General features: G+C 65.9%; 28 protein-coding genes. 10 read left to right on the top strand and 18 right to left on the bottom strand.

Annotated elements, in window-relative coordinates; translation table 11 throughout:
- Positions 1 to 40: 40 nt before the first annotated feature.
- The 5 genes from CXY78_RS07565 to thyX all read right to left on the bottom strand — a co-directional run bounded on the left by CXY78_RS07565 (position 41) and on the right by thyX (position 4,863).
- The gene (locus tag CXY78_RS07565; RefSeq protein WP_104088838.1) at positions 41 to 1,267 is read right to left on the bottom strand and encodes an ABC transporter permease; all 1,227 of its coding nucleotides are present in this window, start codon (positions 1,265 to 1,267) and stop codon (positions 41 to 43) included.
- Positions 1,264 to 1,974 carry an ABC transporter ATP-binding protein gene (locus CXY78_RS07560; RefSeq protein WP_092341030.1) on the bottom strand — a complete coding sequence of 237 codons (711 nt, stop codon included), beginning with the start codon at positions 1,972 to 1,974 and terminating at the stop codon, positions 1,264 to 1,266. The genes CXY78_RS07565 and CXY78_RS07560 overlap by 4 nt, the downstream gene beginning before the upstream one ends.
- Complete coding sequence (locus tag CXY78_RS07555; RefSeq protein WP_199182597.1) at positions 1,971 to 3,032, bottom strand: efflux RND transporter periplasmic adaptor subunit; 1,062 nt, start codon at positions 3,030 to 3,032, stop codon at positions 1,971 to 1,973. Before CXY78_RS07555 ends, CXY78_RS07560 begins: the two co-directional genes overlap by 4 nt.
- Before the next feature lie 107 nt (positions 3,033 to 3,139).
- Positions 3,140 to 4,117, bottom strand: coding sequence for a 4-hydroxy-tetrahydrodipicolinate synthase (gene dapA / locus CXY78_RS07550; protein WP_092341106.1), 978 nt, complete (start codon positions 4,115 to 4,117; stop codon positions 3,140 to 3,142).
- Positions 4,118 to 4,152: 35 nt separating this feature from the next.
- Positions 4,153 to 4,863, bottom strand: coding sequence for an FAD-dependent thymidylate synthase (gene thyX / locus CXY78_RS07545; RefSeq protein WP_233206122.1), 711 nt, complete (start codon positions 4,861 to 4,863; stop codon positions 4,153 to 4,155).
- 128 nt (positions 4,864 to 4,991) lie between these two features.
- On the opposite strand from thyX, the gene CXY78_RS07540 reads away from it, so the two are divergent.
- The 4 genes from CXY78_RS07540 to CXY78_RS07525 all read left to right on the top strand — a co-directional run bounded on the left by CXY78_RS07540 (position 4,992) and on the right by CXY78_RS07525 (position 7,413).
- Positions 4,992 to 5,447: a thioredoxin family protein gene (locus tag CXY78_RS07540; protein WP_104088836.1), complete on the top strand. Its 456-nt coding sequence runs from the start codon at positions 4,992 to 4,994 to the stop codon at positions 5,445 to 5,447.
- 1 nt (position 5,448) lies between these two features.
- A complete protein-coding gene (locus tag CXY78_RS07535; RefSeq protein WP_092341027.1) occupies positions 5,449 to 5,928 on the top strand; it encodes a DUF4395 domain-containing protein in 480 nt (159 codons plus the stop codon).
- A 154-nt stretch (positions 5,929 to 6,082) separates the two neighbouring features.
- Positions 6,083 to 6,514, top strand: coding sequence for an OsmC family peroxiredoxin (locus CXY78_RS07530; RefSeq protein ID WP_092341026.1), 432 nt, complete (start codon positions 6,083 to 6,085; stop codon positions 6,512 to 6,514).
- An 8-nt stretch (positions 6,515 to 6,522) separates the two neighbouring features.
- The gene (locus tag CXY78_RS07525) at positions 6,523 to 7,413 is read left to right on the top strand and encodes a TIGR01777 family oxidoreductase (protein WP_104088835.1); all 891 of its coding nucleotides are present in this window, start codon (positions 6,523 to 6,525) and stop codon (positions 7,411 to 7,413) included.
- A gap of 8 nt (positions 7,414 to 7,421) precedes the next feature.
- Here the strand turns inward: CXY78_RS07525 and CXY78_RS07520 are convergent, their stop codons facing one another.
- Positions 7,422 to 7,838 carry a hypothetical protein gene (locus CXY78_RS07520; protein ID WP_369827280.1) on the bottom strand — a complete coding sequence of 139 codons (417 nt, stop codon included), beginning with the start codon at positions 7,836 to 7,838 and terminating at the stop codon, positions 7,422 to 7,424.
- 23 nt (positions 7,839 to 7,861) lie between these two features.
- Positions 7,862 to 8,629, bottom strand: coding sequence for a 4-hydroxy-tetrahydrodipicolinate reductase (gene dapB, locus CXY78_RS07515; protein ID WP_104088831.1), 768 nt, complete (start codon positions 8,627 to 8,629; stop codon positions 7,862 to 7,864).
- A gap of 56 nt (positions 8,630 to 8,685) precedes the next feature.
- On the opposite strand from dapB, the gene CXY78_RS07510 reads away from it, so the two are divergent.
- The gene (locus CXY78_RS07510; RefSeq protein WP_104088830.1) at positions 8,686 to 9,201 is read left to right on the top strand and encodes a GNAT family N-acetyltransferase; all 516 of its coding nucleotides are present in this window, start codon (positions 8,686 to 8,688) and stop codon (positions 9,199 to 9,201) included.
- Here the strand turns inward: CXY78_RS07510 and CXY78_RS07505 are convergent.
- The gene (locus CXY78_RS07505) at positions 9,198 to 9,800 is read right to left on the bottom strand and encodes a histidine phosphatase family protein (RefSeq protein WP_092341105.1); all 603 of its coding nucleotides are present in this window, start codon (positions 9,798 to 9,800) and stop codon (positions 9,198 to 9,200) included. The genes CXY78_RS07510 and CXY78_RS07505 overlap by 4 nt on opposite strands.
- A gap of 64 nt (positions 9,801 to 9,864) precedes the next feature.
- Positions 9,865 to 11,208, bottom strand: coding sequence for a pitrilysin family protein (locus CXY78_RS07500; RefSeq protein WP_104088828.1), 1,344 nt, complete (start codon positions 11,206 to 11,208; stop codon positions 9,865 to 9,867).
- A gap of 213 nt (positions 11,209 to 11,421) precedes the next feature.
- On the opposite strand from CXY78_RS07500, the gene CXY78_RS07495 reads away from it, so the two are divergent.
- On the top strand, positions 11,422 to 12,012 hold the full coding sequence (locus tag CXY78_RS07495) for a TetR/AcrR family transcriptional regulator (protein WP_092341016.1): 591 nt from the start codon (positions 11,422 to 11,424) through the stop codon (positions 12,010 to 12,012).
- A 10-nt stretch (positions 12,013 to 12,022) separates the two neighbouring features.
- On the opposite strand, the gene CXY78_RS07490 is transcribed toward CXY78_RS07495, so the two are convergent.
- On the bottom strand, positions 12,023 to 13,039 hold the full coding sequence (locus tag CXY78_RS07490; protein WP_104088827.1) for an aldo/keto reductase: 1,017 nt from the start codon (positions 13,037 to 13,039) through the stop codon (positions 12,023 to 12,025).
- 328 nt (positions 13,040 to 13,367) lie between these two features.
- Here CXY78_RS07490 and CXY78_RS07485 point away from each other — a divergent pair, with 328 nt between their 5' ends.
- A complete protein-coding gene (locus tag CXY78_RS07485) occupies positions 13,368 to 14,981 on the top strand; it encodes a peptide chain release factor 3 (RefSeq protein ID WP_092341013.1) in 1,614 nt (537 codons plus the stop codon).
- A 66-nt stretch (positions 14,982 to 15,047) separates the two neighbouring features.
- Here CXY78_RS07485 and CXY78_RS07480 read toward each other — a convergent pair whose 3' ends face one another.
- Together CXY78_RS07480 and CXY78_RS20990 are read right to left on the bottom strand one after the other, a co-directional pair.
- Positions 15,048 to 16,733 carry a ribonuclease J gene (locus CXY78_RS07480; RefSeq protein WP_104088825.1) on the bottom strand — a complete coding sequence of 562 codons (1,686 nt, stop codon included), beginning with the start codon at positions 16,731 to 16,733 and terminating at the stop codon, positions 15,048 to 15,050.
- 272 nt (positions 16,734 to 17,005) lie between these two features.
- Positions 17,006 to 17,182, bottom strand: coding sequence for a hypothetical protein (locus CXY78_RS20990; RefSeq protein ID WP_158253290.1), 177 nt, complete (start codon positions 17,180 to 17,182; stop codon positions 17,006 to 17,008).
- Positions 17,183 to 17,521: 339 nt separating this feature from the next.
- On the opposite strand from CXY78_RS20990, the gene CXY78_RS07475 reads away from it, so the two are divergent.
- Positions 17,522 to 18,025: a glutathione peroxidase gene (locus CXY78_RS07475; protein WP_092341012.1), complete on the top strand. Its 504-nt coding sequence runs from the start codon at positions 17,522 to 17,524 to the stop codon at positions 18,023 to 18,025.
- Positions 18,026 to 18,128: 103 nt separating this feature from the next.
- Here CXY78_RS07475 and CXY78_RS07470 read toward each other — a convergent pair whose 3' ends face one another.
- Genes CXY78_RS07470 through CXY78_RS07450 form a run of 5 tightly spaced genes read right to left on the bottom strand, consistent with a single transcriptional unit; the run spans position 18,129 to position 24,388 of the window.
- On the bottom strand, positions 18,129 to 19,052 hold the full coding sequence (locus tag CXY78_RS07470; protein ID WP_104088824.1) for a CoA ester lyase: 924 nt from the start codon (positions 19,050 to 19,052) through the stop codon (positions 18,129 to 18,131).
- On the bottom strand, positions 19,049 to 19,546 hold the full coding sequence (locus CXY78_RS07465; RefSeq protein WP_104088822.1) for a MaoC family dehydratase: 498 nt from the start codon (positions 19,544 to 19,546) through the stop codon (positions 19,049 to 19,051). Before CXY78_RS07465 ends, CXY78_RS07470 begins: the two co-directional genes overlap by 4 nt.
- A gap of 22 nt (positions 19,547 to 19,568) precedes the next feature.
- Complete coding sequence (locus CXY78_RS07460; protein WP_104088821.1) at positions 19,569 to 20,735, bottom strand: acyl-CoA dehydrogenase family protein; 1,167 nt, start codon at positions 20,733 to 20,735, stop codon at positions 19,569 to 19,571.
- Positions 20,732 to 22,777 carry a biotin carboxylase N-terminal domain-containing protein gene (locus CXY78_RS07455; RefSeq protein ID WP_104088819.1) on the bottom strand — a complete coding sequence of 682 codons (2,046 nt, stop codon included), beginning with the start codon at positions 22,775 to 22,777 and terminating at the stop codon, positions 20,732 to 20,734. Before CXY78_RS07455 ends, CXY78_RS07460 begins: the two co-directional genes overlap by 4 nt.
- A gap of 3 nt (positions 22,778 to 22,780) precedes the next feature.
- Positions 22,781 to 24,388: a carboxyl transferase domain-containing protein gene (locus CXY78_RS07450; RefSeq protein WP_092341103.1), complete on the bottom strand. Its 1,608-nt coding sequence runs from the start codon at positions 24,386 to 24,388 to the stop codon at positions 22,781 to 22,783.
- Between the two features lie 113 nt (positions 24,389 to 24,501).
- Here CXY78_RS07450 and CXY78_RS07445 point away from each other — a divergent pair, with 113 nt between their 5' ends.
- The gene (locus CXY78_RS07445) at positions 24,502 to 25,098 is read left to right on the top strand and encodes a TetR/AcrR family transcriptional regulator (protein WP_104088818.1); all 597 of its coding nucleotides are present in this window, start codon (positions 24,502 to 24,504) and stop codon (positions 25,096 to 25,098) included.
- On the opposite strand, the gene CXY78_RS07440 is transcribed toward CXY78_RS07445, so the two are convergent.
- Positions 25,095 to 25,718, bottom strand: a complete 624-nt coding sequence (locus CXY78_RS07440; protein ID WP_104088816.1) for a LysE/ArgO family amino acid transporter — start codon at positions 25,716 to 25,718, stop codon at positions 25,095 to 25,097. The genes CXY78_RS07445 and CXY78_RS07440 overlap by 4 nt on opposite strands.
- Positions 25,719 to 25,787: 69 nt before the next feature.
- On the opposite strand from CXY78_RS07440, the gene CXY78_RS07435 reads away from it, so the two are divergent.
- Positions 25,788 to 26,687, top strand: a complete 900-nt coding sequence (locus CXY78_RS07435; RefSeq protein WP_104088815.1) for a LysR family transcriptional regulator ArgP — start codon at positions 25,788 to 25,790, stop codon at positions 26,685 to 26,687.
- The last annotated feature ends 2 nt before the right edge of the window (positions 26,688 to 26,689 follow it).

The following is a 26,689-nucleotide window of genomic DNA, read 5'->3' as shown; positions in this document are numbered from 1 at the left end:
GTATTGCGCACGCGGCAGCATCCGTTTGTCGCGCGCTAGTTTAGTAGCGGATGGCGTCGATCACCTTCACCCGCACCGCGACAAGTGCGGGGATCAGCCCGGCGAGGGCGCCGACCACGGTGGCGCAGACCAGGCCGAGCACGGCGGCTTCGACCGGGAACGGTGGAAAGTCGGTGACCTGGCCCTGGCTGATGAAGTCCTCGACGAACGGACTCTTGACAATGAGAACGGCGGCGATGACGCCGACGATGCCGGCGACGACGGTGGCGACAACACTTTCCATCATCACGGCGAAGAACACCCGACCGGCGGTCGCCCCGAAGCTGCGGCGAATGCCGATCTCTCGGATGCGCTGTTTGAGGGTGACCAGGGCGATATTGACCAGTCCGAGCGCTCCGAGCAGCAGCACCAGACCGGCGATGGCGCCGACAGTGAGTTTGAGCGAGAGGTAGGGGTCGCCGTCCTGGTAAGCCGCGAAATCTTGCCGGTTCACCTGCACGAACGCGTCAGCACCCAGGGCGCCCTGCACGTCACGTTGCAGAGCGGTCACGAGCTGTTCTGAGATGTCAACGGGTACCCACAGCTCGTAGGACGGCGGCCCGAATTGAAAATTGGGGTCGGTGACGACCGGCGTGATGGCGGTGAGTGCGTCGGCGAGCATGTACATCGCCGGCTCGGTCTCGTAGGAGAGGGCCGGATAGACGCCGGTGACGACGGCCGTCGTAGAGCCTTCACCGAGCAGGGTGGTGGTCGGGTGAGTGGCGAGGTCGGGTCGGCCGAGGCGGTCCCAGAAAATGGAGTTGATGAGCACAGCCGGAGCGAGCCGGGTCTGGTCGTCATCGGTGAACCAGCTCCCCTCTTCGAGAGTAATGCGGTGCATGGTGCCGTAGGGCGGATCCACCCCGATCGTCTGCACCGGTACGGCGCCGTCGGTGAATTGCACCGTCTGCTGCGTATTGACGACACGGCTGGCGTAGTCGATTTTGTACCGTTCGAGCGCGGTGCGCCAGATTTCAGGCATCTCGGTGGGGGTGGAGCCATCGTTCATCGACGCAGACAGGTAAAGGCTGGCCGGGCGGCCGCCCGATCGTTCGTTGGATTCCACGGTGGCCTGCTGCGCGACCCCGCCGAGGCCGACTACGGTCGTGATGGCGCAGACGGCGACGGCCACCCCGATCAGGGACAGCATGACGCGGGTCTTGTGGATGCGTACTTCCTGCCAGGCCTCGATGATGGCGCCGACCACGTTGCTCGCGAGGCGCTTCATGCTGGCACGCTACTGGCGGGCACGGTGCTGGCGACCTGCAATACGCCGTGGTCGAGCCGCAGATGCCGGGTGGCCCGGGCAGCGATGGCCGGGTCATGGGTGATGGTGACCAGCGCCGCCCCGGATTCGGTGGCGACCTCGTCGATCAAGTCCATCACCGTCTCGCCGGTTTCCAGGTCGAGGGCGCCGGTAGGTTCGTCGGCGAGAATGAGCCGCGGGCCGCGCACGAGCGAGCGAGCGATGGCCACGCGCTGTTGCTCACCGCCGCTCAACTTGTCGGGCAGTGAAGCCAGCCGATCTCCGAGGCCAACCCGTTCGAGCATCTCGGTGGCGATGCGGGCGCGCTGCCAGAATTGGCGACCCTCGGCGTAGAGCAGCGGGGTCATCACGTTTTCCAGGGCGGTGCGGCCCTGGAGCAGGTTGAACTGTTGAAAGATGAAACCCACCTCACGGCCGCGGAGGCGGTCGCGGGCGCCGGAGGACAGCGACTGCACCGGGCGATCTTCAAACAGCATGGTGCCGCTGGTGGGGTTGTCGAGCAGCCCGAGCAGGTTGAGCAGGGTGGTCTTGCCCGAACCGGAGCGGCCCACGATCGAGACACGGTCGCCCACGTCGACGTCGAGGTCGACACCGGAGAGAATCGTCAGCGGCGGCGCATCAATGAGCTGAACTGTGCGGGTCACGCCCTCCAGGTGTAGAAAAGTCAATGGGAGATCCCGCTGCTGGAGATGCTCGGCATGTAGCAGACTTGGCTACCATCGGGTTGTGTATCGCAGCCGTCGGCTCCCGGAGCCACGGGGGCGCCCGGCACGAATTGATTGATCAGGTCGCCCTCGACGAGGCCATCGATGACCTGCACGTTGGTGCCGTCGGTCATGCCGAGCGTGACCGGGCGTTCCTCGGTACCGCCGTCGGCCAACACGAACCAGACGACACCGGTCTCGGCCGACCCCTTGACCGCAGTTGTTGGCACGACAAGCACGTTTTCGGCGAGGCCGGCCGCGATCGTGATCTGCGCCGCGAGGCCAGAGAACACCGTCACCTCGGCCGGAATCGCGCATGTCACGGTCGTGCCACTCGTGCCCGTCTGGCCGCCGGTCCCACTGTCACCGCCGGCCGCTTCCCCAGCCAGCGGGGTGGTGATGGTCAGGCCCGTGCAGGTGAACGGCGCCGGCCCATTGGTGATCGCGACGGATGCTTCGGTCGGCTTGGATAGCAGCCGATACTGCTGCTCGGGGCTGAGCGCTCCGCTCACCGAGAAGCTCGGTGGTGCCACCTGGCCGGTCGAATCCCCCACGGCCACGCTTTGGCCGTGGATCACCGTGAGCGAGCTCAGGATGCCGGTGATCGGGGCCAGTACCTTGGCGAAGGTGATCACCGGTTTGGGCTGGGTGATGGTGACGTTACCGTCGGCATCCGTTGTTTCGACCGGGTCTTTGATCGTCTCGACCCGAATGTCGTAGATCTTGTCGTCTTTGTTCACGGCCTGGCCGGCAGCCACGAAGATCTCGTCGACCGTTCCGATGGCGGTCGCTTTGACGGCGACGGCCGGGTCGGCGCTGACCGTGCCCGGCAGGGTGACGTCGTTGCTGATGGTGCCGAGGGCAACCGGAATCTGGGGTTCGACGATGACGCCGGTCGGTTCGGCGGGATTACTGTTTACCGCGTTGTCGGGGTAGAACGCCAGCTTGACCAGCGCCACCGCGATGGCCGCGATGACAATCAATCGAAGAATAGGAAAGACCCATTTGCGTGCAACGTTCACGACACTCCCCACACGGCCGACCCGACTTGGTCGCGCTCGATGGGCTGATCCTAGCGTTTTACGAGCGGAGACGCCTCAGCCGACTCCGGCGCCGACGGCGCAAGCGCTTAGCGGGTGGTTCCGGCGACCTTGGGCAGCGATCCGCCGGCGGCCGCGTTGCGGTCGGGGCGGAAGTTGGAGAAGTCCACGCCGGGAATGTTCTGCACCAGCGACAGCTCGTCCTCGATCTGAGCGGCTTCAGAGTCCTCCGGGCCGACCAGGGGCAGGCGAACGCGTGGGCTGCCGATGCGGCCGAGGCCGTGCAGGATGTACTTCACCGCGACGGTGCCGGGAACGTGGGTCATCACGGCGCGCACGAGCGGTTCTAGCTGCTGGTGGGCTTTGGTTGCGACCTTCAGGTCACCGCGGTTGACGGCGTCGACCATGTGCCGGTACGGGGTCGCCGTGATGTTGCCGGTGACTCCGATCAGGCCGGTCGCACCGATCGAGAGGTGTGCCAGAACGTTGGGGTCGTCGCCGGAGAAGTACAGGAGGTCGGTCTGGTTAAGTACCCGGCTGACCTGCGCGAAGTCGCCCTTGGCGTCTTTGATGGCCAGGATGTTGGGGTGCTTGGCCGCGCGCAGGATGGTCTCGTAAGCGATTGCAACACCGGTACGGCCGGGGATGTCGTAGAGGATGACGGGCAGATCGGTGGCATCCGCGATCATGCGGAAGTGGGTGAGGATTCCGGCCTGGGTCGGCTTGTTGTAGTACGGGGTAACGATCATGTTGCCGTCGGCGCCGGCCTTTTCGCTCTGCCGGGCGAGCTGCATGGCGTGTGCGGTCTCGTTCGAACCACCACCGGTGATGATCTTCGCGCGGCCGTTCGCGACTGACTTGCCGACCTCGACCAGGCGGATCTTCTCCGGGTCGGTCAGGGTGCTCGTCTCACCGGTCGTGCCCGTGACGACGATGCCGTCGGCACCGGCGTTGATGACGTCGTCGATGTGCTTCTCCACCCCGGCCCAGTCCACTTCGCCATCAAAGGTAAACGGGGTGACCAGTGCGACCAGCACCTGGCCAAAGGGATTCGTAGAGGTAGACACGAAGTACAGGCTATCGCTTCGCCGCATCCGCTCTGCTACGGGGAGACTCGGCCGTTCTTATTGAATGCGGAGTAGGTGAGGGGCATCAAGGCCTCGAAGTGGGTTTCCATCTGCTCGGCGCACATTTCGATCTCGCGCTGCGGGAACGAGGGGAACGTCGTCCCCTGCCGTTTCGTGCGCAGGCTGAGAAAGTTCATCAGCGAGCGAGCGTTGAGCGTGACGTACATGGAGGAGTAGATGTTCAGCGGCAGCACGATGCGCGCGACTTCGCGTGCAACGCCAGCTTCGAGCATCCGCTGGTAGGCCTCGTAGGCGTGAATCGCGGCGGCGCGGGTCTGCTGCTGCACCAGCGCGGTCTGCTCGGCCGTGCCGGGCAGAAAGTCGTAGGCTCCCGGCTTGCCGACCTGCACGAGGTTGCGCTCTGCGGACGGCACGTAGAAAACGGGGTTCAGCTCCCGGTAGCGGCCCGATTCTTCGTTGTAGGAGGCAATGCGGTGTCGCATGAATTCGCGGAACACGAAAATGGGCGCGCGCACGTAGAACGTCATTGAGTTGTGTTCGAACGGCGAACCGTGCCGGTCGCGAATGAGGTAATTGATCAGCCCGCGGTCACGCTTCTCATCGGCCTCACTCGCTGAGCCGTCGAGCTGGCCCTGCTCGAGCGTCTGCTCTCCCAGGGTCGACACCCGGGCGGCAAACAGTACGTCGGAATCGTGAGCGCTCGCGCGCACCAGCTCCACGGTCATTTCAGATCGAAACTCAATTTCAGACACCGCCTCAGGCTAGCTGGTCTGCTCGCCGGCACGCCCGCGCGCAGCCGTAATCTCTTGTCACAGTCCCCCGAATAGACCCGCGCCCACGTAACGTCGACAACATGAACCCACTCGAAGCGATCGGACTGTTACTGGCCCTGTTAGCGGCCACGACCGTTCTTGGACTCGTCTGGCGAGCCCGCCAAGGACGCGTGGCCCGCGTTGCCGGCGACGTCATCACGCCAGCGGATGTCGCGGCCACGGCCCCGTTCGGCGCCATCGCTACCCTGCTGCAGTTTTCGACCGAGATGTGCGCCCGTTGCCCCGGAACCCGCCGGCTGCTGGGCGACGTGGCCGCTGAGCGCCCGGGAGTCGTGCACGTCGATGTCGATCTCACCCACCGCGCCGATCTCGCCAACCGCTATTCAATTCTTCAAACCCCGACGACCCTGATTTTGGACGCGACCGGGCGAGTGCGAGCTCGCGTGGGCGGCGCGCCGAACCGGGCCGCGATCAACTCGACCCTCGATGCGATCACGCAGCACTCCCACCCCTTCATTACCAGTCAACGGAGCTGACATGTCGACGTCGTCCCGCCCCCCGCTCGATCCGCGCGGCCCCCGCTTCGGCGCAGCCATCACGGCCCTGCTGTTACTCTCGGTCGTGTTTTTGTCGCTGACCGGGGCATCCGCTGCCGCACTGGCGCTGCTGGCTGTGATTACGGCCCTGTTCGCCTGGGGCGCGTTCGCCGGCGCCGGGCGGCACCCCTACGGCCTCGTGTTCAAGCGGTGGGTTCGACCGCACCTGGCGCCACCGACCGAGCTCGAGGACGCCGCGCCGCCCACTTTTGCCCAGGGCGTCGGCCTCGTGGTGACCCTGATTGGGCTGGCACTGGGCCTGGCCGGAGTTCCCGGCGCTATCCCCATCGCCGCGGCCGCAGCATTCGTCGCGGCCTTTCTCAACGCCGCCTTTGATTACTGCCTCGGCTGCCAGATCTACCTGCTGCTCGTGCGATTCGGTGTGCTCAACCGGGCCGGCCGAACCGTCGGGAACGCCTGAGCCACCCAGCCCAATGCTGCCGGAACACGCCCGGCAGGGTACCCCGCCTGCTCCCGTGGCGTGTCGGCTGGCTCTCAGGTAATTCCCAGACGGGACTCGTTCGCGGGGCAGGTGAGACGGTTAGGGTGGAATTCAATCACCTGGAGGTAACACCATGCCCACGACGCTCACCAGTGAAGCAACCACCGTCTGGACCGGCGATCTTCCGACCGGCTCCGGCACCGTCACCCTGGATTCCTCGCACGCCGCCGAATTCTCGGTGAACTGGAAAGCCCGCGCCGAGGGAGTGTCGAACACGACCAACCCGGAGGAACTGCTCGGTGCAGCCCACGCGGCCTGCTTCTCCATGGCCCTCGCCAACGCACTCGGTTCGGCCGGCCACACTCCGGAGAGCATCCAGACCACCGCGGCCGTCACCTTTGCGGCCGGCACCGGGGTCATTGGAAGCCACCTTCTGGTCAGCGCCAAGATTCCGGGCCTTACCGAGGCCGAGTTCGAGGTGTTCGCCCAGGATGCCAAGGACAACTGCCCGATCTCGAAGGCACTCGCGGGCATTCCCATCACCATTGAAGCCGAACTGGCCTAGGTCAGGGCGTGCGCGTTCTGATCGCCGGAGCCTCCGGCCTCATCGGTCGGGAGCTTAGTCGCCAGCTGGCCGCCGCCGGGCACACCCCGGTGCGGCTGGTGCGGCGGGAAGCCCTCGGCAAGAACGAGGTTCGGTGGGACCCCGCAGCCCATGCCCTCGACGTGAACGTGCTCGACACCATTGACGCGGTCGTCAACCTCTCGGGTGCATCACTGGCGCGGCTGCCGTGGACGGCGGGGTATCGCAAAGAGATCCTGAGTTCACGGCTGTCGGCCACCCGCACGATCACCGATGCTCTTGCCCAGGCCGCCACTCCCCCGACGGTTCTCCTGAACGGTTCTGCCGTTGGGGTCTACGGCGATCGGCCCGGGGAGATCCTGAGCGAAACATCCGCTGTGGGAACCGATTTTCTAGCCGACGTCGTTACTCAGTGGGAGGCTGCGGCCCAGCTGGCGCCGGAGCCGACCCGCGTTGTGACGCTGCGCACCGGCCTCGTTCTGGCCAAGGGCGGCGCGCTGAAACCGGTGCTTCCCCTGGCCAAGCTCGGCCTGGCCGGACCACTCGGTGGCGGACAGCAGCACTGGGCCTGGATCAGCCTGCACGACGAGGCCGCGGCCATCGTGCATCTGCTGACCTCGACGTTGTCCGGCCCGGTAAACCTGGTCGGGCCTACCCCGGCGACCTCGAACGACATCATCAAGGCGCTGGCCACGGCGCTGCATCGACCGTTCGTCGTGCCGGTGCCCAAGCAGATCCTGACGCTGCTGCTGCAGGATGCCGCCCGCCAGCTGCTGCTCGCCGACCAGCAGGTCAGCGCCCAGAAGCTCCTGGACGACGGGTTCGATTTCTTTCATCGCAATCCGGCGACCGCGATCGCCTGGATGCTGCGCCAGCCGTAGCCTACTCGTTACTTCGGCGTGCGCTCGAGTGCAATCGCGGTGCGGATCGCACCGCGAGCGCGCTTGCGGTCACCGGACGCGTCGTAGGCGAGGCCGAGGCGCAGCCAGGCGTGCCAGTTCTCCGGCTCAGCATCGACCGCAGCCTGTGCCGCCGGAAACTGCTCGTCGGCGGCATCCCGGTAGGGGCGACCACTCGGACGCATCGGCAGATCGGTGCCGGGAAGCTCCCCCAGGTCGTCGAGCTGACGCACCAGGCGTTCAGAGCGGATGCCGAACGCAACTTCACGCGCCAGCGCCCAGAAGCCGATCAGCGGCAAAATGAGCAGTGCGAGCCCGATGGCGATGCCGACCGGCTCGCCGCTCTGAATGAACGCGACGGCCCGCACTCCGGCCAGCACAAGGTAGAAAACCAGCAGCACCGCCATGACGACGACGGAGATCTTGCCCTTCACTGGAAAGCCTTTTCGGTGGTGCCGGCAATGCCAAATCCCAGATCGACCACCTGATCGAGGCCGACTGTCACCCCGGTAGCCGTTCGGGTCGCATTGAGGGCCAGCAGAATGCCGCTCTCGTAGGCGTTCGGCGAGAGTGTGTTGTGGCTGATCGTGAGGGTTTCGCCGGTACCGCCGAGAAACACGTCCTGACGGGCCAACAGTCCGGACAGGCGCAGGCTGTGTACGGGCACGCTCGACACCTGCTGCCCGCGGGCACGTTGGTCGGTGTGCGGCGCGGAGACCGGACCGAGTTCGGCGCGCGCCCGGCCGATCAGTTCGGCGGTGCGCACCGCGGTCCCAGACGGTGAATCGACCTTGGATGGCTGATGGGCTTCAACGATCTCGATGGAATCGTAAAACCGGGCGGCGAGGGCCGCGAACGCCGTGGCGAGCACCGAGCCGATCGAGAAGTTCGGAATGATGATGACACCGGTATCGTCACGACCGGCGAGGCGGCGGTCGAGCGAATCGATGCCGTCCTGGCTCCAGCCGGAGGTGCCGACGAGTACGCGCAAACCGTGCTCGGTCGCAAAGTCGACGACGCTCCGGCTCACGTCCGGTCGGGTGAGGTCGATGGCAATCTCTGCCCCGAGCATCTCACTGAGCTCGCTCTTCGAGTCCAGTCGGGCGACGACCTCAAAACCCTCGGTTCGGTCGACCAGGTCGGAGACCAGGCGGCCCATCTTGCCCGTTGCGCCAATGATGGCCACCGTCGTTGTCATGAGACCAATCTACCAATTGATCGCGCCTGCACTTGCCCGCGCAATAGCCTTGGCAGATGCCTCAGTTTCACGCCGTGTCCGTCGCGGATGCCGCGGCCCTCACCCTGCTCACAGAATATTTCAGCAGCCCCGAACTGTCGTTTCGGCAACCCCAGGGCACCTACCACCCGACCTATCCGCTCGCGGAGCAGTTCGTGCCGCCGCAGGGCATCTTTCTCGCGGTGCTCGACGAACCCACGAGCGATGGCCCGGCGGGCAACGACGCGAGCGGCGCGTATGTCGGGTGCGGGGGCATCCGTCGGTTGGGTAGCGCCGAAGGAGAGAACGGACCCGTTCGCTTCGAGGTCAAACATTTGTGGATTCAACCCACAACCCGCGGGCGCGGATGGGGGCGCCTGCTGCTGGCCGAGCTCGAGCGGCGGGCGGCAGAACTCGGAGGCGCCGAAGTGGTGCTCGACACCAACGTGAGTCTCGCCACCGCCGGGGCGCTGTATCAGAGCACGGGCTACGAAAGCATTCCGTCGTACAACGACAATCCCAATGCAACGCACTGGTATTGCAAGCGACTTTAGAACATCAGGGGTTCCGGCAGCCCGGTACGCAGCTCGACCGGCAGGTGGCCAAGGTCGTTGTGGGTGACCAGGGTCCAGGGACGGCCCGGCTTTTGCTGCAGCACGGTCAAGCCGCAATTGGCCTGATTGATGCCGACCCAGCGCCAATCGGGAGCGCCGAGAACCTCACGCACAAACCAGGCGATCACGAAATTGTGGGTGATCAGCAGGTCGTGCCGCTGGCTGCGGCGCGGTTGCAGAAATTCGGCGACGGCGTCTTCCATCTGCGCTCGTCCGGCCGCGATCTCATCGTCGGTGACGGAGCCGAAGAACGGGTCGTAGGCCGACGGCGTTTCGGCTGCCCGGCCAGAGGGGATGCAGTCGAACAGCAGCGCCGACGATTCGCTGTGCAGGGCGGGCAGTCGTTCCGCCATGATCTCGGCGGTCTCAGCAGCCCGCTGCAGCGGTGAGTGCCAGGCACCGGTGAACGGAACCCCGCTCAGGCGGTCGGCGATCAGCAGCGCCTGGCGTTTGCCGCGCGGTGACAGCGGACCGTCGTGCAGGCCGTGTTCGGCATCCTGCTGCTCGCCATGGCGTACCAGGTAGATGTACTGGGGCATCATCGTCCATTTCAAAGTTCAGAAGTCCGCCGGGGCGGATGGAGCACAAGCTGTGGGGTGAAGGTCAGCCTGGAAGGATCGCGGCGAAGGCATCATCCTCGAGGGCCCCGACCGCGGCGATCGAGACCGGACCGCTCGCGAGCTCGGCGGCGAGCTCCTGCACATCGGCCGCTGTGACGAGCGCAAGGCGGCGCAGTGCTTCGTCGAGATCGGCGAACTCGCCGAGGGTGATCTCGGACCGCCCCAGCCGAGACATGCGGGTGTCCGAGTCTTCCAGGGCCAAAGCGGATGCCCCGCTCAGCTGGCCGGACGCACGTTTCATCTCGTCAGCCGTGACACCGTCAGTGGCGAGGTGGTGCAGTTCACTCAGCATGAGCTCAGCGACCTGCCCGGCCTTGGCGGGCGTGCACCCGGCATACATGCCGAACAGGCCGGCGTCGGAGTAGCCGGGCGCGAAGGAATAGACGGAATAGGCCAGGCCGCGCTTCTCACGTACTTCTTGGAACAGTCGGCTCGACATTCCCCCACCGAAGATCGAGGTGAGCACGCTCATCGTGACGCGACGGTCGTCGGTTGCCAGCAGGCCGGGCATGCCGAGCAGCAGGTTGGCCTGCTCGAGCGGACGTTTGACGATCGTCAGGGCCTGTCCTTGGCGGATTTCGGCCGGCGCACCGCCACGGCGGCTTACCGGAGTTTGCGCGATGCTGAGGTCCCAGCCGGCCCGTTCGAGCGCGCGGGTGACGGCGTCGACCAGCTGGTCGTGGTCGACGGCACCGGCCACCGTCACGACGAGGTCCTGCGGGCGATAGTTGGCCTGGTAGTGCTCCCACACGGCCGTGCGGGAGGCCGCGCGAATATCGTCGGCGCTGCCGCCGATGGGGCGGCCCAGCGGATGTTTTCCCAGCACGGCTTCGAAAAATCTCTCGTTGGCGACATCGGCCGGATCATCGTCGGCCATGGCGAGTTCCTCGAGAATGACGCCACGCTCGGTTTCGAATTCACCTTCATCCAGTTTGGAGGACGTCAACATGTCGGTGAGTACATCGATGGCCATGCCGAGGTCCCGGTCCTGCACCTTGGCGTAGTAGCAGGTGTATTCCTTGGCGGTCATGGCGTTGTGTTCGCCGCCGACCGCGTCGAACGAGATGGCGATGTCCAGTGCTGACCGCGTCGGCGTGCCCTTGAACAGCAGGTGCTCAAGAAAGTGGGTGGAGCCGAAATGCCCCGGTTGTTCGTCGCGGGAACCGACGGCCACCCAGTAACCGATCGTGAGGCTGCGGGCGCCCGGCACTTGCTCGCTGAGAATGCGAACACCGCTCGGCAAAACGGTGCGCCGCACGAGGGCATCGCCGGCGGCCCGAAACGAGAGTTCGGCCTGGTCTAGGGGAAAGTCGACTGCACCGTTCATATCATCCACCACCTTACAAGACCCGATCGGGGCGGCCGCCTCTCCCGTGGGAACTCGCTGGCCTACCCCCAGTTTGGCCGGAATGCTCCGTTGGGTCGATTGCGACAGACTGGTCTGTCTAGGGTGTGTTACAGTCTGGGAGCCGACCGGGGAAAACTCCCGGATTTGCGCTCATCTGGGGCTGTTTTCTGCCCCCTCATAAAGGAGTGCCGCATGACCACGCTGACAGCTGAAGCCGTTCGGCCGGCGACGCACGCCAAGGTGCGCATCCTCGCCACCGCCGACCGACTCTTCTATACCGAGGGTGTTCACACCGTGGGTGTGGACCGCATCATCAGCGAGTCGAAGGTCACCAAAGCAACTTTCTACAAGTACTACCGCTCGAAGGATGCCCTCATTGTCGTGTACCTGCAGGGCCGCGACCGCCTGGCTCGCGATTTTCTCGCCAGCCTTGACACGCGATACGACACCCCGGAACAGCGATTGCGCGGAGTCGTCAACGAGATCTCGGCGCAGGTCATCCGCGAAGGCTTCCACGGCTGCCCGTTCATCAACGCGGCCGCCCAGTTCACCGACCCGGCCCACCCGGTGCGCCAGGCCGTGTCTGCACACCGGGACTGGTACGGCCGGTCGATCGAGGACATGTTCCGCGGCATGGGCCACGCCCGGCCCGGGGACGCCGCCGACGACTTCTTTCTCGCCCGCGACGGCGCCTTCGCCGGTGCCAACCTCGGCGACCCGATCGGTGCCCACACCGCCCTGCTGCGCGCCATCCAGCGAGTACTCGACGAGTCGGGCGCCTAACGCTGCGAGGTCAGTAGGCCGATACCCGGTCGAGGTCGAGCAGGTCGTTACGGCCGAGACGGATGCCCGTCGCCGCGACCAAAGACTGCACCTGGTCGGCCCGGCCCGCGCCGGCCACCGGCGCCACCACGTCGGGCCGGGCGAGCAGCCAGGCCAGGGCGATCGACGCCGGGGCCGTGCCCTGCGCTGCGGCGATGCGGTCGACCACGGCGAGAACGCGCAGCGATCGACGGTTGAGGTAGACCTTGGCGAGCTGACCGCGGGCGGTGTCGGCGGCATCCGCTTTGTTGCGGTACGCGCCGGCCAGAAAACCGTGGGCAAGGGCGAAGCCGGGCATCAGGGCCAGGTGCTGGGCGCGGGCGACGACCGCGACGTCTTTTTCGAGTTCGGCGCGATGTACGAGGTTGTACGGGGTTTCGGCGGCGACAAACTTGGGCAGGCCGAGGGCTGAGAGCACCCGGGCTTCCATGAGCCGTTCCGCCGAGAAGTTCGAGGCACCCAGGTAGCGCACCTTGCCGGCGCGCATCAGCGCGTCCACGGCAACCAGGCTCTCTTCGAGGGCGACGGTCTTGTCGTCGAAGTGAAAATAAAGCAGGTCGACGTAGTCGGTACCGAGCCGCACCAGGCTCGCCTCGACAGCGGCGACGATGCTGCGCTGGGTCAGTCCGGGGTTGTCGAGATTGCGGCCGATCTTCGTGGCCAGCACGGTTTCGGCCCGCGCGCCCCGAGAACGCAGCCAGGACCCAATGATCACTTCGCTGCGGCCGGCCGCGAAGCTGTCGGCTGTGTCCAGAAAATTGCCGCCGAGATCGCGGTGCGCGTCGAGAATGGCCAGGGAGGCATCATTTGTCGCGGTCCAGCCGAAGGCGTTGCAGCCCAGGGCGAGTGGATGCACGCACAGATCGGTTCCCACAATCTGCCGGCGAACCGGGCGCGAACCCACGGTCGTCTCGGACGGCCCCGTCTCGGCCTGTACGCGGTCGACCGACATCGCATCCATAGATGATGAGACCACCTGTCGGGGCATTGCGTTCTCCTCCCGGGGTGTTCGCCCGACCTGTGCGTTCTGCCGGGTTTTCTCGTCGTAAAGTGCTCTTGGGCCGACTTTAGGCGAGGCCACCGACATTTCCCGGCGGCACGCTAAACCGTTACCAAAATGTACGTCGCGGGCGGCCGAACAGGGGGCGGTGGCTGCCGACCGCCAGTCGGTGCGCCCCCGATTTGTTAGACTGAAGATTGCGCAAAAATTGGGCTGCCTGTGCAGGTGCACATCCGCCCTGGGCCGCCGCCTGTCGAATCACGTGATCGATCGGCTGGCAAGGTATCCTGCCCGAATCAGCCGCAGGAAAGCAGCCATGACCACCGACGCCTCCGTGCCCAACCCCCAGGTTCCCCGCGAGGCCCTCCGTCGCCGCACCTTCGCGGTGATCAGCCACCCCGACGCGGGCAAGTCCACTCTGACCGAGGCCCTTCTGCTGCACGCCCGCGCCATCACCTCCGCCGGTGCCACCCACGGCAAGGCCGGCCGTAGCGGCACCGTCTCGGACTGGATGGAGATGGAAAAGGCCCGCGGCATCTCGGTCACCAGCGCCGCCATTCAGTTCGAATACCACGACGCCGTGATCAACCTCGTCGATACCCCCGGGCACGCCGACTTCTCGGAGGACACCTTTCGGGTGCTCTCCGCAGTGGATGCCGCGGTGATGCTCGTCGACGCGGCCAAGGGTCTCGAGCCGCAGACCATGAAGCTGTTCGCCGTATGCAAGCAGCGCGGCCTGCCGGTCATCACCGTCATTAACAAGTGGGACCGCCCCGGCGACACTCCCCTGGCCCTGATGGACGAGATCCAGACCCGCACCGGCCTGCTGCCGACCCCGCTGAACTGGCCGGTCGGCGAAGCCGGCGACCTGCGCGGCGTGCTCGATCGCCGCTCCGGCGACTTTCTGCGCTTCACCCGCACGGCGGGCGGAGCGACAGTGGCCGAATCGGTGCGGCTGGATGCCGCCGACGCGGCGATCGAGGAAGGCCCGGCCTGGGCATCCGCTGTCGAAGAATCCGAGCTGCTCGACGCTGAGTCGCAAAATCACGACTCCGAGCTGTTTCTCGACGGCCAGACCACCCCGGTGCTGTTCTGCGCGGCCGTGGCCAACTTTGGCGTACAGCAGCTGCTCGACACCCTGGTGGAGTTCGCGCCGCCGGCCGAAGCCCGCATCGACATCGACGGCAACCCGCGAAAGGTCACCTCACCGTTCTCCGGTTTCGTGTTCAAGGTACAGTCCGGCATGAACTCCGCGCACCGCGACCACGTGGCCTTCGTGCGCGTGTGCTCGGGCGAATTTCGCCGCGGCATGATCGTCACGCACGCGGCGACCGGGCGGCCCTTCGCCACCAAGTATGCCCAGCAGCTGTTTGGCAAGGAACGCACCGTCACCGACCAGGCCTGGCCCGGCGACATCGTGGGGCTCGTCAACGCGTCGGCGCTGCGGGTGGGCGATTCGATCTTTGAAGACGAGCGGGTGGAGTTTCCGCCGCTGCCGCTGTTCTCCCCCGAACATTTTCGGGCGATCCGCCCCGTGGACTCGAGCAAGCACAAGCAGTTTCGCCGCGGCATCGACCAGCTCGACCACGAGGGTGTCATCCAGGTGATGCGTTCCGAGGTGCGCGGCGAGCAGGCTCCCGTGCTCGGCGCCGTCGGACCGATGCAGTTCGAGGTGGTCGAAGACCGCATGGTGCACGACTTCCACGCGGACATCCGCATGGAAGCGCTGCCCTACCAGGTGGCCCGCAAGACCGACAAGGAGAGCGCGCTCGTGCTCGCCGGAACCCGCCAGGTGGAGGTATTCACCCGCTCCGACGGCACCCTGCTCGCCCTGTTCAGCACTCCGTGGCGCCTGCAGGCCATTGCCAAGGAGAACCCGAAGCTTGTGCTGATCGACATCGCGAACGCGACCGCCGAAGACTTCATGTAGCTGGTTCGTTCAACCAGAAAGGGCCGCATCCTCGTGGAGGATGCGGCCCTTTCTGTTCGGTGCTGCTTACGCGTCGACCACCACGGAGGTGATGACGGGGCTGCGACGGTACTTGCGGTTCATCCAGCGGCTCACGGACTGCGTGAACAGGTCTTCGAGCTCGGCGCCGTCGACGATCTTGATGCGGTTCGCGGCCTTCATGGCCTCGTCGATGACCTTGGTGGCTCCCTTGACCCACTCGTCGTCGTGCACGAATCCGCGCGCCAGGAACTCGACCGGCTCGGAGAGCGTGCCGGTCTTGGCGTTGAGAATTCCGAGGATGGTGATGGTGCCGTCCTCGGCGAGCTTACGGCGATCTTCCATCGCAGCGGATGCTGCCCCGCCTACGGTCATCCCGTCGACGAAGACGTAGTCGGCGACAACACGGCCGGTGACCTTGGCGTGACCGTCGATGAGGTCGACGACAACGCCGTCTTCGACGACGATGACGTTCTCTTCGGCAACACCGGTCGCGATGGCGAGGTCGGCGTTGGCCGTCAAGTGACGCCATTCGCCGTGGATCGGCATGACGTTGATCGGCTTGACGATGTTGTAGCAGTAGACAAGCTCGCCGGCACTGGCGTGACCGGAGACGTGCACCTTGGCGTTGCCCTTGTGCACGACGTTCGCGCCCCAACGAATCAGACCGTTGATGACGCGGTAGATGGAGTTTTCGTTTCCGGGGATCAGCGAGCTCGCGAGCAGCACGGTGTCGCCCTCGCCGATCTTGATGACGTGTTCGCGGTTGGCCATACGCGACAGCGCAGCCATCGGCTCACCCTGCGAACCGGTGCAGATGAGAACGACCTTGTCGTCCTTCATGCGCTCGAGCGCCTTCATATCAACGAGCAGGCCCTTGGGAATGTTGAGGTAGCCGAGCTCGCTCGCGATGCCCATGTTGCGCACCATGGAGCGGCCGACGAAGGCCACCTTGCGGTTGTGCTTGACGGCAGCATCGATGACCTGCTGGATGCGGTGCACGTGGCTGGCGAAGCTCGACACGATGATGCGGCGCGGGGAGGTGCGGAACACGGTGTCGATCGCCGGTCCGATGTCCTTCTCGGCGGTGGTGAAGCCGGGAACCTCGGCGTTGGTCGAGTCCGTCATGAACAGGTCGACGCCCTCTTCGGCCAGGCGTGCGAAGGCGCCGAGGTCGGTGAGGCGCTTGTCGAGCGGGAACTGGTCCATCTTGAAGTCACCGGTCGCCAGCACAAGGCCGGCTTCGGTACGAATGGCGATGGCCAGGCCGTCGGGGATGGAGTGGTTGACGGCGATGAACTCGAGGTCGAACTGGCCGATCGTGCGGCGCTCGCCTTCTTTCACCTCGATGAAGTTCTGGCTGAGGCGGTGCTCCTGCAGCTTTGCAGCGAGGAAGGCCAGGGTGAGCTTGGAACCGACGACGGGAATGTCGCCGCGTTCCTTGAGCAGGTACGGCACTGCGCCGATGTGGTCTTCGTGGCCGTGGGTGAGCACGATGGCCTCGATGTCCTGCAGACGGTCACGGATGGCGGTGAAGTCGGGCAGGATCACGTTGATGCCGGGCTGGTTGTCTTCGGGGAAGAGAACGCCGCAGTCGATGATGAGCAGCTTGCCCTTGTGCTCGAAGACGGTCATGTTGCGGCCGATCTCGCCGAGGCCTCCGAGCGGGATGATGCGCATGCCGCGAGCCGGCAGTGCCGGCGGAGTGCTCAGGTCGAGGTAGTGGTTATTCATGAATCTCATTTCGTTGTCTGCGGTACTGCATGTCCAGGTGTGTGGGGACCGAGATCGGGCATACCGAAAGCCAGCGAGCAATACTCAGGGGGCTTCAGCGCGCATACGCGTACCTCGTGTCGTGCCTGGCGGGCAAGAAAAATACCGGCCAGGTACCTCACTAGTCTACCGATGCATCAACACGCAGCGTTTTCGGTCACAAAAAAGGGACCCCGCACGTGGCGGAATCCCTCTTTTGGTGTTGCTCACCGCTCAAGCGGCCTGGCCGGTGGCTACGCGGCGCGGCGCCCGGCAGCGCTCGGCTGCGGCGAAACGTAGTCGCCGGCTTCGAGGTGCTGCGCGGTGCCGCTGACGTAACCGGTGGCAGTGATCGCGCGACGAACGTCGTGCGTGACGTACTCGTTGGCGGTGGTGGCGCGCTTGGTGGACTTCGATACGTAGGAATTCATGGTGCTCCTGGTGAGATTAGTACTAGCGGATGCCGACGGCTAGTCAGAGCACACAGTTTCATTCGAGAGTGACAGCGGCACACATTGGCGCAGCTGATTCGACTGAAACTGGGGTGTTGGCCCGGTCGGCGGAAGAATGCGCTGCGCCGCGCGGGCTGCAGAAACCCGGATCCTCTAGTGGACCGCCATGATTTCTGAGCTGATATCAGGATACCTGAGCCTGCCACCCATTTGGGGCAAATACACGATCTACACAGGCGCCGTGCAGGTACAGGATGGCCTGCAGCTACACAGGTGCCGTGCAGCCAGCATGGAGGCTTTCGTCGATAACATCTTTCAATGACTTCTTCTGCGCTGTACGACATCCCCCTCACCCTCATCGACGGAACAGAAACAACCTTCGGCGCCTACCAGGGCAAGACCGTTCTCGTGGTCAATGTGGCCTCGAAGTGCGGCTTCACGCCGCAGTACGCCGGGCTGGAGGCGCTGTACCAGCGCTTCGCCGACGCGGGACTCGTCGTGCTCGGGCTGCCGAGCAACCAGTTCATGGGCCAGGAACCGGGCACCGAAGCGGACATCGTGGAATTCTGCGGCATGACCTACGGGGTGACCTTTCCCATGACGGCCAAGGTCGATGTGCGGGGCAAGCACCAGCATCCGCTCTATGCGGAGCTCACCAAGTTCAAGCGGGGACTGCTGCCCGGCCTGATCAAGTGGAACTTCGAGAAGTTCCTAGTGACCCCGACCGGTGAGATCGTCGACCGTTTCGCCTCCTCGGTCGAGCCGGAGTCGACCGAGATCGTCGAAGCCATCGAGAAGGTTCTGGCCGCCAAGGCCGCCTGACCCGCCCTTCTCTTGTGGACGGGGCCAGGCCCCGTGCACGGGCCCAGTTTATAAACTGGGCCCCGGGCTACAAGGCGGGCCCGGTGAATTTAGCGCGCGGCCGTCAGCGGGCGGCGCGGCGCAACACGGCCTCGGCGTGACGCAAGACCGGGCCGTCGATCATGCGGCCCTCGTGCTGGAAGACGCCGCGCGCGCTTGCGGCGGCCTCGAGCAGCCCGAGGGCATAGTCAACCTCGGCTGCCGTCGGCTGGTAGGCGGCGCGAATGACGGCGACCTGGCTCGGGTGGATGCACGCGGTGGCGGTGAAACCGCTGGCGACGGCATCCGCTGCCTCAAGCTCGAGCCCTGCCGTGTCGGTGATGTCAAGGTGCACCGTGTCGATCGCCGCCTTGTCGTGCGCACGGGCGGCCAGCAACACCTGGGAGCGGGCCTGGCGAGCGACGTCGCGGTAGCGACCGTCCTCAAAACGGCTCGACGTGCCTCCAAGCGAGGCGACGAGGTCTTCGGCGCCCCACATGAGCCCGACAACGTTGCGCTCGGCGGCGATCTCGGTCGCCGAGATCACACCGGCGGCGGTTTCACACAGGGCAATCACCCGAAATACTTCGAGCCGCTCGACCTGGCCGGCGCTGACCGTCTTAGCGAGCATCACGTCGCGATACTCCGTGCGGGCCAACGCGGCCAGATCGAGTGCGAAATCGTCGGTGTCGGCCGGATTGATGCGCACGATTGTCGTGGCCGGGTCAAGCGGATGCTCGATCAGCGCGCGCCGCGCCGCCGCCCGGTCAGCGGGCGTGACGGCGTCTTCCAGGTCGAGGATGACGGCGTCGGCGCGCTCGGCGGCCTTCTCGTAACGCTCCGGCCGGTCGGCGGGGCAGAACAGCAGGGCTGGACCGAGGGTGAACGGGGCCGGCGTGAACGGGCTGAGACCGGCGGGGCTGTCGTCGAAGGGGTCGAGGCCGGCCGGGTCGCTGTAGTCGTCGAAGGAGCTCGCATCGAACGGGTCGCCATCGAACGGGCCGCTCATGCTGCTCCCTCGCGGCACCAGACCAGCACGGTGCGCACGGCCGAGCCGACGACCACTCCGTGCTGGTTGCGTCCGGTGTGTTCGAGCGTAATGATTCCCTGACCGGGGCGACTCTTCGACAACCGTTTGTCGGTGACGATGGTCTCCGAATAGAGGGTGTCGCCGTGGTGCAGCGGATGCGGAAACGTCACGGCCGAAAATCCCAGGTTCGCCACGATCGTGCCCTGGGTCAGCTGGGCGACCGAACTGCCGACCATGGTCGACAGGGTGAACATGGAATTCACCAAGCGTTCGCCGAACGGCTGGGTGGCCGACCACGCCGCATCGAGGTGCAGCGCCTGCGTGTTCATGGTCATCGTCGTGAACAGCACGTTGTCGGCCTCGGTCACGGTGCGACCCGGACGGTGCTGGTACAGAGCATCGAGGTCAAACTCCTCGAAGTAGAGGCCGCGCTGCTGAACCAGGTGGCGTTCTGGGGTACCGGGGTCGGTCATCCGCTTCTCCAATTCAGTCAGGTCAGGCCGCGAAGCCCAGCGCCCGCGAGATGACCATGAGCTGCACCTCGGTGGTGCCCTCGCCGAGTTCGAGCACCTTCGAATCACGATAGTGCCGCGCGACCGGATTCTCATTCATGAAGCCGTATCCGCCGAAGATCTGCGTGGCGTCGCGGGCATTGTCCATGGCCGCTTCGCTGCCTACCATCTTGGCGATCGATGCCTCCATCTTGAACGGCTTGCCGTTGATCATCTTCAGCGCTGCGTCATAGTAGGCGAGGCGTGCGGTGTGCACGCGCGCCTGCATCCGGGCGATTTTGAAGGCAATGTGCTGGTTGGAACCGATTGAACGGCCGAAGACGTTGCGGCTGTTCGCGTAGCGAATCGATTCCTCCAGGCAACCCTGCGCTGCGCCCGTGCAGAGCGCGGCGAAGGCGACGCGGCCCTCGTCGAGGGTCTGCACGAAGTTGGCGAACCCGCGGCCGCGTTCGCCGAGCAGGTTGGCCTCCGGTACGCGCACGTTGTCGAACACGAGCGGATGCGTGTCGGAAGTGTGCCAGCCGACCTTGTCATAGGGTGGCAGCGCCGTGAAACCGGGGGTCGGGGTCGGCACCAGAATCGCGGTGAGTTCCTTCTTGATCGAACCGTCGGCTCGAGTGGACTCCCCCGTGACGGCGGTCACCGTGACGAGGCGGGTGATCTCCGACCCGGAGTTGGTGATGAACTGCTTGGTGCCGTTGATCACCCATTCGCCGGCCTCCAATAAAGCAGTGGTCTTGGTGCCTGCGGCGTCTGAGCCGGCATCCGCTTCGGTGAGGCCAAACGCGGCGAGCGCCGAGCCACTCGCGAGGCGGGGAACCCATTCCTGCTTCTGCGCCTCGGTGCCGCTGCGGTAGACCGGCATGATGCCGAGGCCCACCCCGGCCTCGAGGGTGACGGCGATGCTCTGGTCGGCACGGGCTAATTGTTCAACCGCGAGGCAGAGCGAGAAATAGTCGCTGCCCTGACCGCCATATTCCTTTGGGAACGGCAAACCGAACAATCCCATCTCCCCCATCTGGGCGATGATGCCGTAGGGCAGGCGGCGCTTGGTGTCGTACTCGTAGGCGGCCGGGGCGACGACGGTGTCGGCGAAGTCGCGCACCATGTCGCTGAGGGTCTGCTGGGTAGGGGTGAGTTCGTAGCTCATTCTGTGTCTTCCTTGTCTGAAGAGGTTTCGGGGGTCGTGATCGTTTCTGGAATAACGGTGGCGACGATCTGGTCGAGTGCCACGAGATCACCGGTCTTGAGGTTCACGGTGACGCGGCCGGCCGTGGCGGCCACGAGTTTGTGTTCCATCTTCATGGCCTCGACCACAAGGAGGGTTTGGCCCGCGCTGACCACGTCGCCGGTGGCGGCGTGCACCGCGATGACGGTGCCGGGCATCGGCGAGCGTACGTCGGGGCTGAGCGCCCCTGGTACCCGGCCGCGGCTGGCGAGGTGTTCCGCGAGCTGCTCGGCCCGGGATCGGTGCCGCAGTTCGAGCGAGAAGCCGTCAGCGCCGATATACACGCGCGTTCCGAACTTCTCGATCGCGAACACCCGGGTCTGGCCGTCGTAGTCGACGCTGAACGTGCCATCTCCGACGCGAACGAGTCCGGCCGGCACGGCGGTGCCATCACCGACCGAAACGGATGCCGCCCCCGGCTCCCCCACAACCCGCACCTCCACGACGTCGGTCGCGCCCACCCCCAGCGCGTACTTCACGGGACGCGGCGAACCGGCCCGCCATCCGCTCGGCCGCGTCCAGGCCACGTTCGTGCCGGCGGCGGACACCGCGAGCCCGTGCAAAAACAGCGCCCCGGCGGCAAGCAGGTGCTCCTCGGCGCCGCGAAACTGGAGGTCGGGAAGTTTGCGTTCGATCAAGCCGGTGTCGAGGCGGCCGGCGCGCACGTCGGCATCCGCTAACAGCAGCCGCAGGTATTCGGTGTTGGTCTGCACGCCGAGCACGACGGTGTCGGCGAGCGCCCGGTCGAGCCGGTTCAGCGCTTCCAGCCGGGTGGGAGCCCAGGCGATCACCTTGGCGAGCATCGGGTCGTAGTGCGAGGCGATCGTCAGCCCCAGACTCAGCGAGCTGTCCACCCGCACGCCCTCACCAATGGCCTCGTGCAGCTGCAACACCCTGCCCGTGGTCGGCAGAAAACCGCGCTCGGGATTCTCGGAGTAAACCCGGGCCTCGATCGCATGCCCCCTGAGGCATATATCGGACTGCGTTACCGTGAGCGGCTCCCCCGCTGCGATGCGCAGCTGCCAATCCACGAGGTCGAGGCCGGTGACCAGCTCGGTGACCGGGTGCTCTACCTGCAGTCGGGTGTTCATCTCCATGAAGAAGAACTCGTCGGGCGCGGCAGCGGAGACCAGGAATTCTACGGTGCCGGCGCCGCTGTAGCCCACGCTGCGGGCGGCAGCGCAGGCCGCCTCCCCGATGCGCGCCCGGGTCGCCTCGTCGAGCAGCGGCGAGGGCGCCTCCTCGATGACCTTCTGGTGCCGGCGTTGCAGCGAGCACTCGCGCTCACCGAGGTGAATCACGGCGCCGTGGTTGTCGGCGAGCACCTGCACCTCGATGTGCCGCGGGGTCGCCACGAGGCGTTCGAGCAGCAGGGTATCGTCGCCGAAGGCACTCAGCGCCACGCGCCGGGCGGTCTCGAGGGTGGCGGGCAGGTCTTCAACGCGTTCCACCACGTGCATGCCCTTGCCGCCACCGCCGGCGGACGGCTTGATCAGCATCGGGTAGCCAACGTCGACGGCGGCCACGATCAGCTGCTCATTGCTGAGGCCCGGCTCTGCCACCCCGGAAATGACCGGCACCCCGTAACCGGCCACATGGTTCTTCGAGCGGATCTTGTCGCCCATCACGTTCAGCGCGTGCACGCTCGGCCCGATGAAGACGATCCCGGTGTCGGCACAGGCCTGCGCGAAAGCCTGGTTCTCGCTCAGAAATCCGTAGCCGGGGTGAATCGCCTGGGCTCCGGTTCGCGCCGCAGCAGCCAGCACGGCCTCGACATTGAGATAGCTGTCGGCCGGGGCGGCGGCGCCGAGGCGCACCGCGGCATCCGCTAGCGACACATGTAGGGCGTCACGGTCGGCGTCACTGTAGACGGCGATAGAGCGGATGCCGCGTTCCCGCAGGGTGCGGATGATGCGGCAGGCGATTTCGCCGCGGTTGGCGACCAGAACGATGTCAAATGTCATGGCTCACATCCGGAACAGGCCGAAGGCGGACTCGCCGAGCGGCGCGGTGGCGCAGACGGACAGGGCGAGGCCCAGTACCGTGCGAGTGTCGGCTGGGTCGATGACGCCGTCGTCCCAGAGCCGGGCGGTGGAATAGTACGGGCTGCCCTGAGTCTCGTATTTCGTCAGGATCGGATCCTTGAACGCGGCTTCCGCCTCGGCCGACCAGGTGTCGCCGACGCCCTCGATCTGCTCACGCTTGACGGTTGCGAGCACGGACGAGGCCTGCGGGCCGCCCATCACGGAGATGCGGCTGCCCGGCCACATCCAGAGAAAGCGCGGGGAGTAGGCGCGGCCGCACATGGAGTAGTTGCCGGCGCCGAAGGAGCCGCCGATCACGACGGTGAGCTTGGGCACCCGGGCGGTGGCGACGGCGGTGACCATCTTGGCGCCGTGCTTGGCGATGCCGCCGGCCTCGACCTCTCGGCCCACCATGAAACCGGAGATGTTCTGCAGGAAAACGAGCGGAATTCCCCGCTGGTCGCAGAGTTCGATGAAGTGCGCGCCCTTCTGCGCGGACTCGGCGAACAGGATGCCGTTGTTGGCAACGATGCCCACCGGGTGGCCGTGGATGTGCGCGAACCCGGTCACGAGGGTGATGGCGTATTCGCGCTTGAATTCGTGGAATTCGCTGCCGTCGACGAGGCGCGCAATGACCTCGCGCACGTCGTACTGGCCCTGCACGTCGACCGGGACGGCTCCGTAGAGTTCGCCCTCATCGGCGACCGGGTCGACGGTGGCGATCACTTCCCAGGCGGGGGCCTGGGAACGCGGCAGGGTCGAGACGATGTCACGCACGATCTGCAGGGCGTGCTCGTCGTTCTCGGCGAGGTGGTCGGTGACGCCGGAGACGCGGGCGTGCAACTCGCCGCCGCCGAGCTCCTCGGCGGTGACGATCTCGCCGATCGCGGCCTTCACCAGGGGCGGTCCGCCGAGAAAGATGGTGCCCTGGCCCCGCACGATCACGGTCTCGTCGCTCATCGCCGGAACGTAGGCGCCGCCGGCGGTGCAGGATCCCATGACCGAGGCGATCTGCGGAATCTTGGCCGCGGACATCCGTGCCTGGTTGTAGAAGATGCGGCCGAAGTGGTCGCGGTCGGGGAAAACCTCGTCTTGCAGGGGCAGGAAGGCTCCGCCGGAGTCGACGAGATAGATGCAGGGCAGTCGGTTTTCGAGGGCGATCTCCTGGGCGCGCAGGTGCTTTTTCACCGTCATCGGGTAGTAGGTTCCGCCCTTGACCGTGGCGTCGTTGGAGATCACGAGTACGTAGCGGCCGTGCACGAGGCCGATGCCGGCGATGACGCCCGCGCCGGGACTGTCGTCGTTGTAGAGGCCGGTCGCGGCGAGGGGCGCGATCTCGAGGAAGGGGCTGCCGTCGTCGAGCAGCTGGTCGATGCGCTCGCGGGGCAATAACTTGCCGCGGTCGAGGTGCCGCTGCCGGGACTTCTCCGGACCGCCAAGGGCCGCCGTGGCGAGGCGCTGTTTCAGGTCGGCCACTAGCTGCCGCTGGGCGGCGTCATTGGTCGCAAAGGCCTGAGCGGAGGAGTCGAGCTGGCTCGCGAGTGTCTCCATCGACATCTTTCCGTTTGTGGGGCCGGAGCGCCCGGCATCAACTACAGTTAGTGTTTACTAACTGAAATTCAGGTTAGTCATGATTAACTGAAATGTCTAGTTGAAAGGCTCGCATGAGCACACCGACCGAAACGACGCCGCGCAGCCAGGCCAAGGCCGACCGCAGGGACGCCCTGCTCGGCGCTGCGGCAACCCTGTTCGCCCGCTCGGGCTTCAACGGCGTCTCGATCGAGGACCTCGGTGCAGCCGTCGGGATGAGCGGACCGGCGGTCTACCGTCATTTCAGCGGCAAGCAGGCCGTTCTCGCCGCCCTCCTCATCGATGTGAGTGAGGATCTCGTGGCCGGCGGCCACACTGTCGTGACCGAAACAACGAATGCCGCGGCCGCCCTGCCCGAACTGGTGCGCTTTCACGTGCGCTTCGCCCTCTCCAACCCCGATGTGATCCGGGTGCAGGATCGCGACCTCGACAGCCTCGCCGAGGCGGACCGGCACCGGGTGCGCCTGCTGCAGCGCGAGTACGTGGAACTGTGGGTGGAGGTGCTGGGGCGCGTGCACCCGTCGAACGACGAAGCCCTGCTCCGAATTCGAGCCCACGCAACCTTCGGACTGCTGAACTCAACACCACACAGCGCCCGCGCCTCCTCGAAGGCGGCCGTACGCGCCCTGCTCGAGGAAATGGCGCTGGCGGCTCTGGGCCTGCGGAGCTAGTGCCCGAGCGCGAGGCGCACACCGAGGGCGATCATCACCACGGCAATGACCGCATCAAGCACTCGCCAGGACGCCGGCTTGGCGAACATCGGCCGCAGCAGGCGCGCCCCGAAGCCAAGCGCGGAGAACCAGACGAAGCTGGCCGCAATGGCGCCTCCCGCCCACCACCAGCGTTCCGTTGCGCCCTGCTGGTTGGCGACAGCGCCGAGGAACAATACGGTGTCGAGGTAGACGTGCGGATTCAGCCAGGTGAGGGCCAGCACGCTCACGACCGCGACCCGCATGCCGGTCGTGGCCACGACCCCCGAGACGACGAGTGCACCAGGGCGAATTGCCCGACGAGCCGCGACGAGCCCGTAGATTATGAGGAAGGCAGAGCCGAGCACGCGGATCACGATGATCGCCACCGGCGCTGCGGCGACGACTACCCCGAGCCCGAGCACGCCGGCCAGGATGAGCACGGCGTCCGACACCGCGCAGATCGCGACGACGGGAACGATGACCCGGTTGTGCCCCTCGATGCCGAGTCGCAACACGAATGCATTCTGCGATCCGATCGCGATGATGAGGGAGAGCCCGGTGGCGAGGCCGAGCAGGACTGGCAGAAAAGTTGAGGTCACTGGTGTAACGCTAGGCGCTCGCGATAATTCAGTACAGCTATTGTTTCTTAGGCTGGATAAGCTGGTCTAATGCAACGATTTACGCTCGAACAGCTCGCGACTCTGCTCGCGCTCGTGAGCGAGGGGTCGTTTGAGGCGGCCGCTGCCCGGCTGCACGTGACCCCCTCCGCGGTGTCGCAGCGCGTCAAGGCGATGGAGCAGACGAGCGGGCGGGTGCTCGTGCAGCGCACGACCCCGGTCCGGCTCACCGACGCCGGCGACGTGCTGCTGCGCTACGCGCGCCAGGTGGAACTGCTCGAGGCCGACACCGTGCGCCAGCTGCACGAGGGCAGGTCCGACGGTCGGGCGTTTCCTGTGTCGCTCGCGGTGAATGCGGACAGCCTCGCCACCTGGTTTCTCGATGCCCTCGCCGGACTCGGAGAGACCCTCGGTGTGGCCTTCGACCTGCACCGGGAAGACCAGGAACACACGACGAGACTGCTGCGCGCCGGGACGGTCATGGCAGCAGTGACCTCCACGCGGGAGGCCGTGCAGGGTTGCATCACCGAGCCGCTCGGTCAGATGCGCTATCACGCCGTCGCGACGCCCACGTTCATCGACCGCTGGCTGCCGACACATGGCGGCCTGATCGCCCTTCCCCGCGCACCCGTCGTCGCCTTCGAGCGCAACGATGACCTGCAGGAATCGTTTCTGCGCGACCATGCCGACAGTGGCAGCAGCGGGCCGATCCACTACATTCCGACGTCGAACGACTTCGTGCGGGCTATTCTGCTGGGCTTCGGCTGGGGCATGCTGCCCGAACAGCAGTGCGCTGTCGAGATCGCCGATGGTCGTCTGGTCGATCTGGCCCCCAAGTCGGCGGTCGATGTTCCCCTGTTCTGGCAGCGGTGGAACCTCTTTTCGCCCCTGCTGGATGCCGTCTCGACGGCCGTGCGAGCCGAAGCCCGGACGACCCTTCGGCCGTTCTAAGC

It is taken from the genome of Cryobacterium sp. N19 (assembly GCF_002929595.1).
Taxonomy (GTDB): Bacteria; Actinomycetota; Actinomycetes; order Actinomycetales; family Microbacteriaceae; genus Cryobacterium; species Cryobacterium flavum.
Note: the sequence above shows the minus strand (reverse complement) of the source record. Positions and strands in the feature narration are given on the sequence as shown.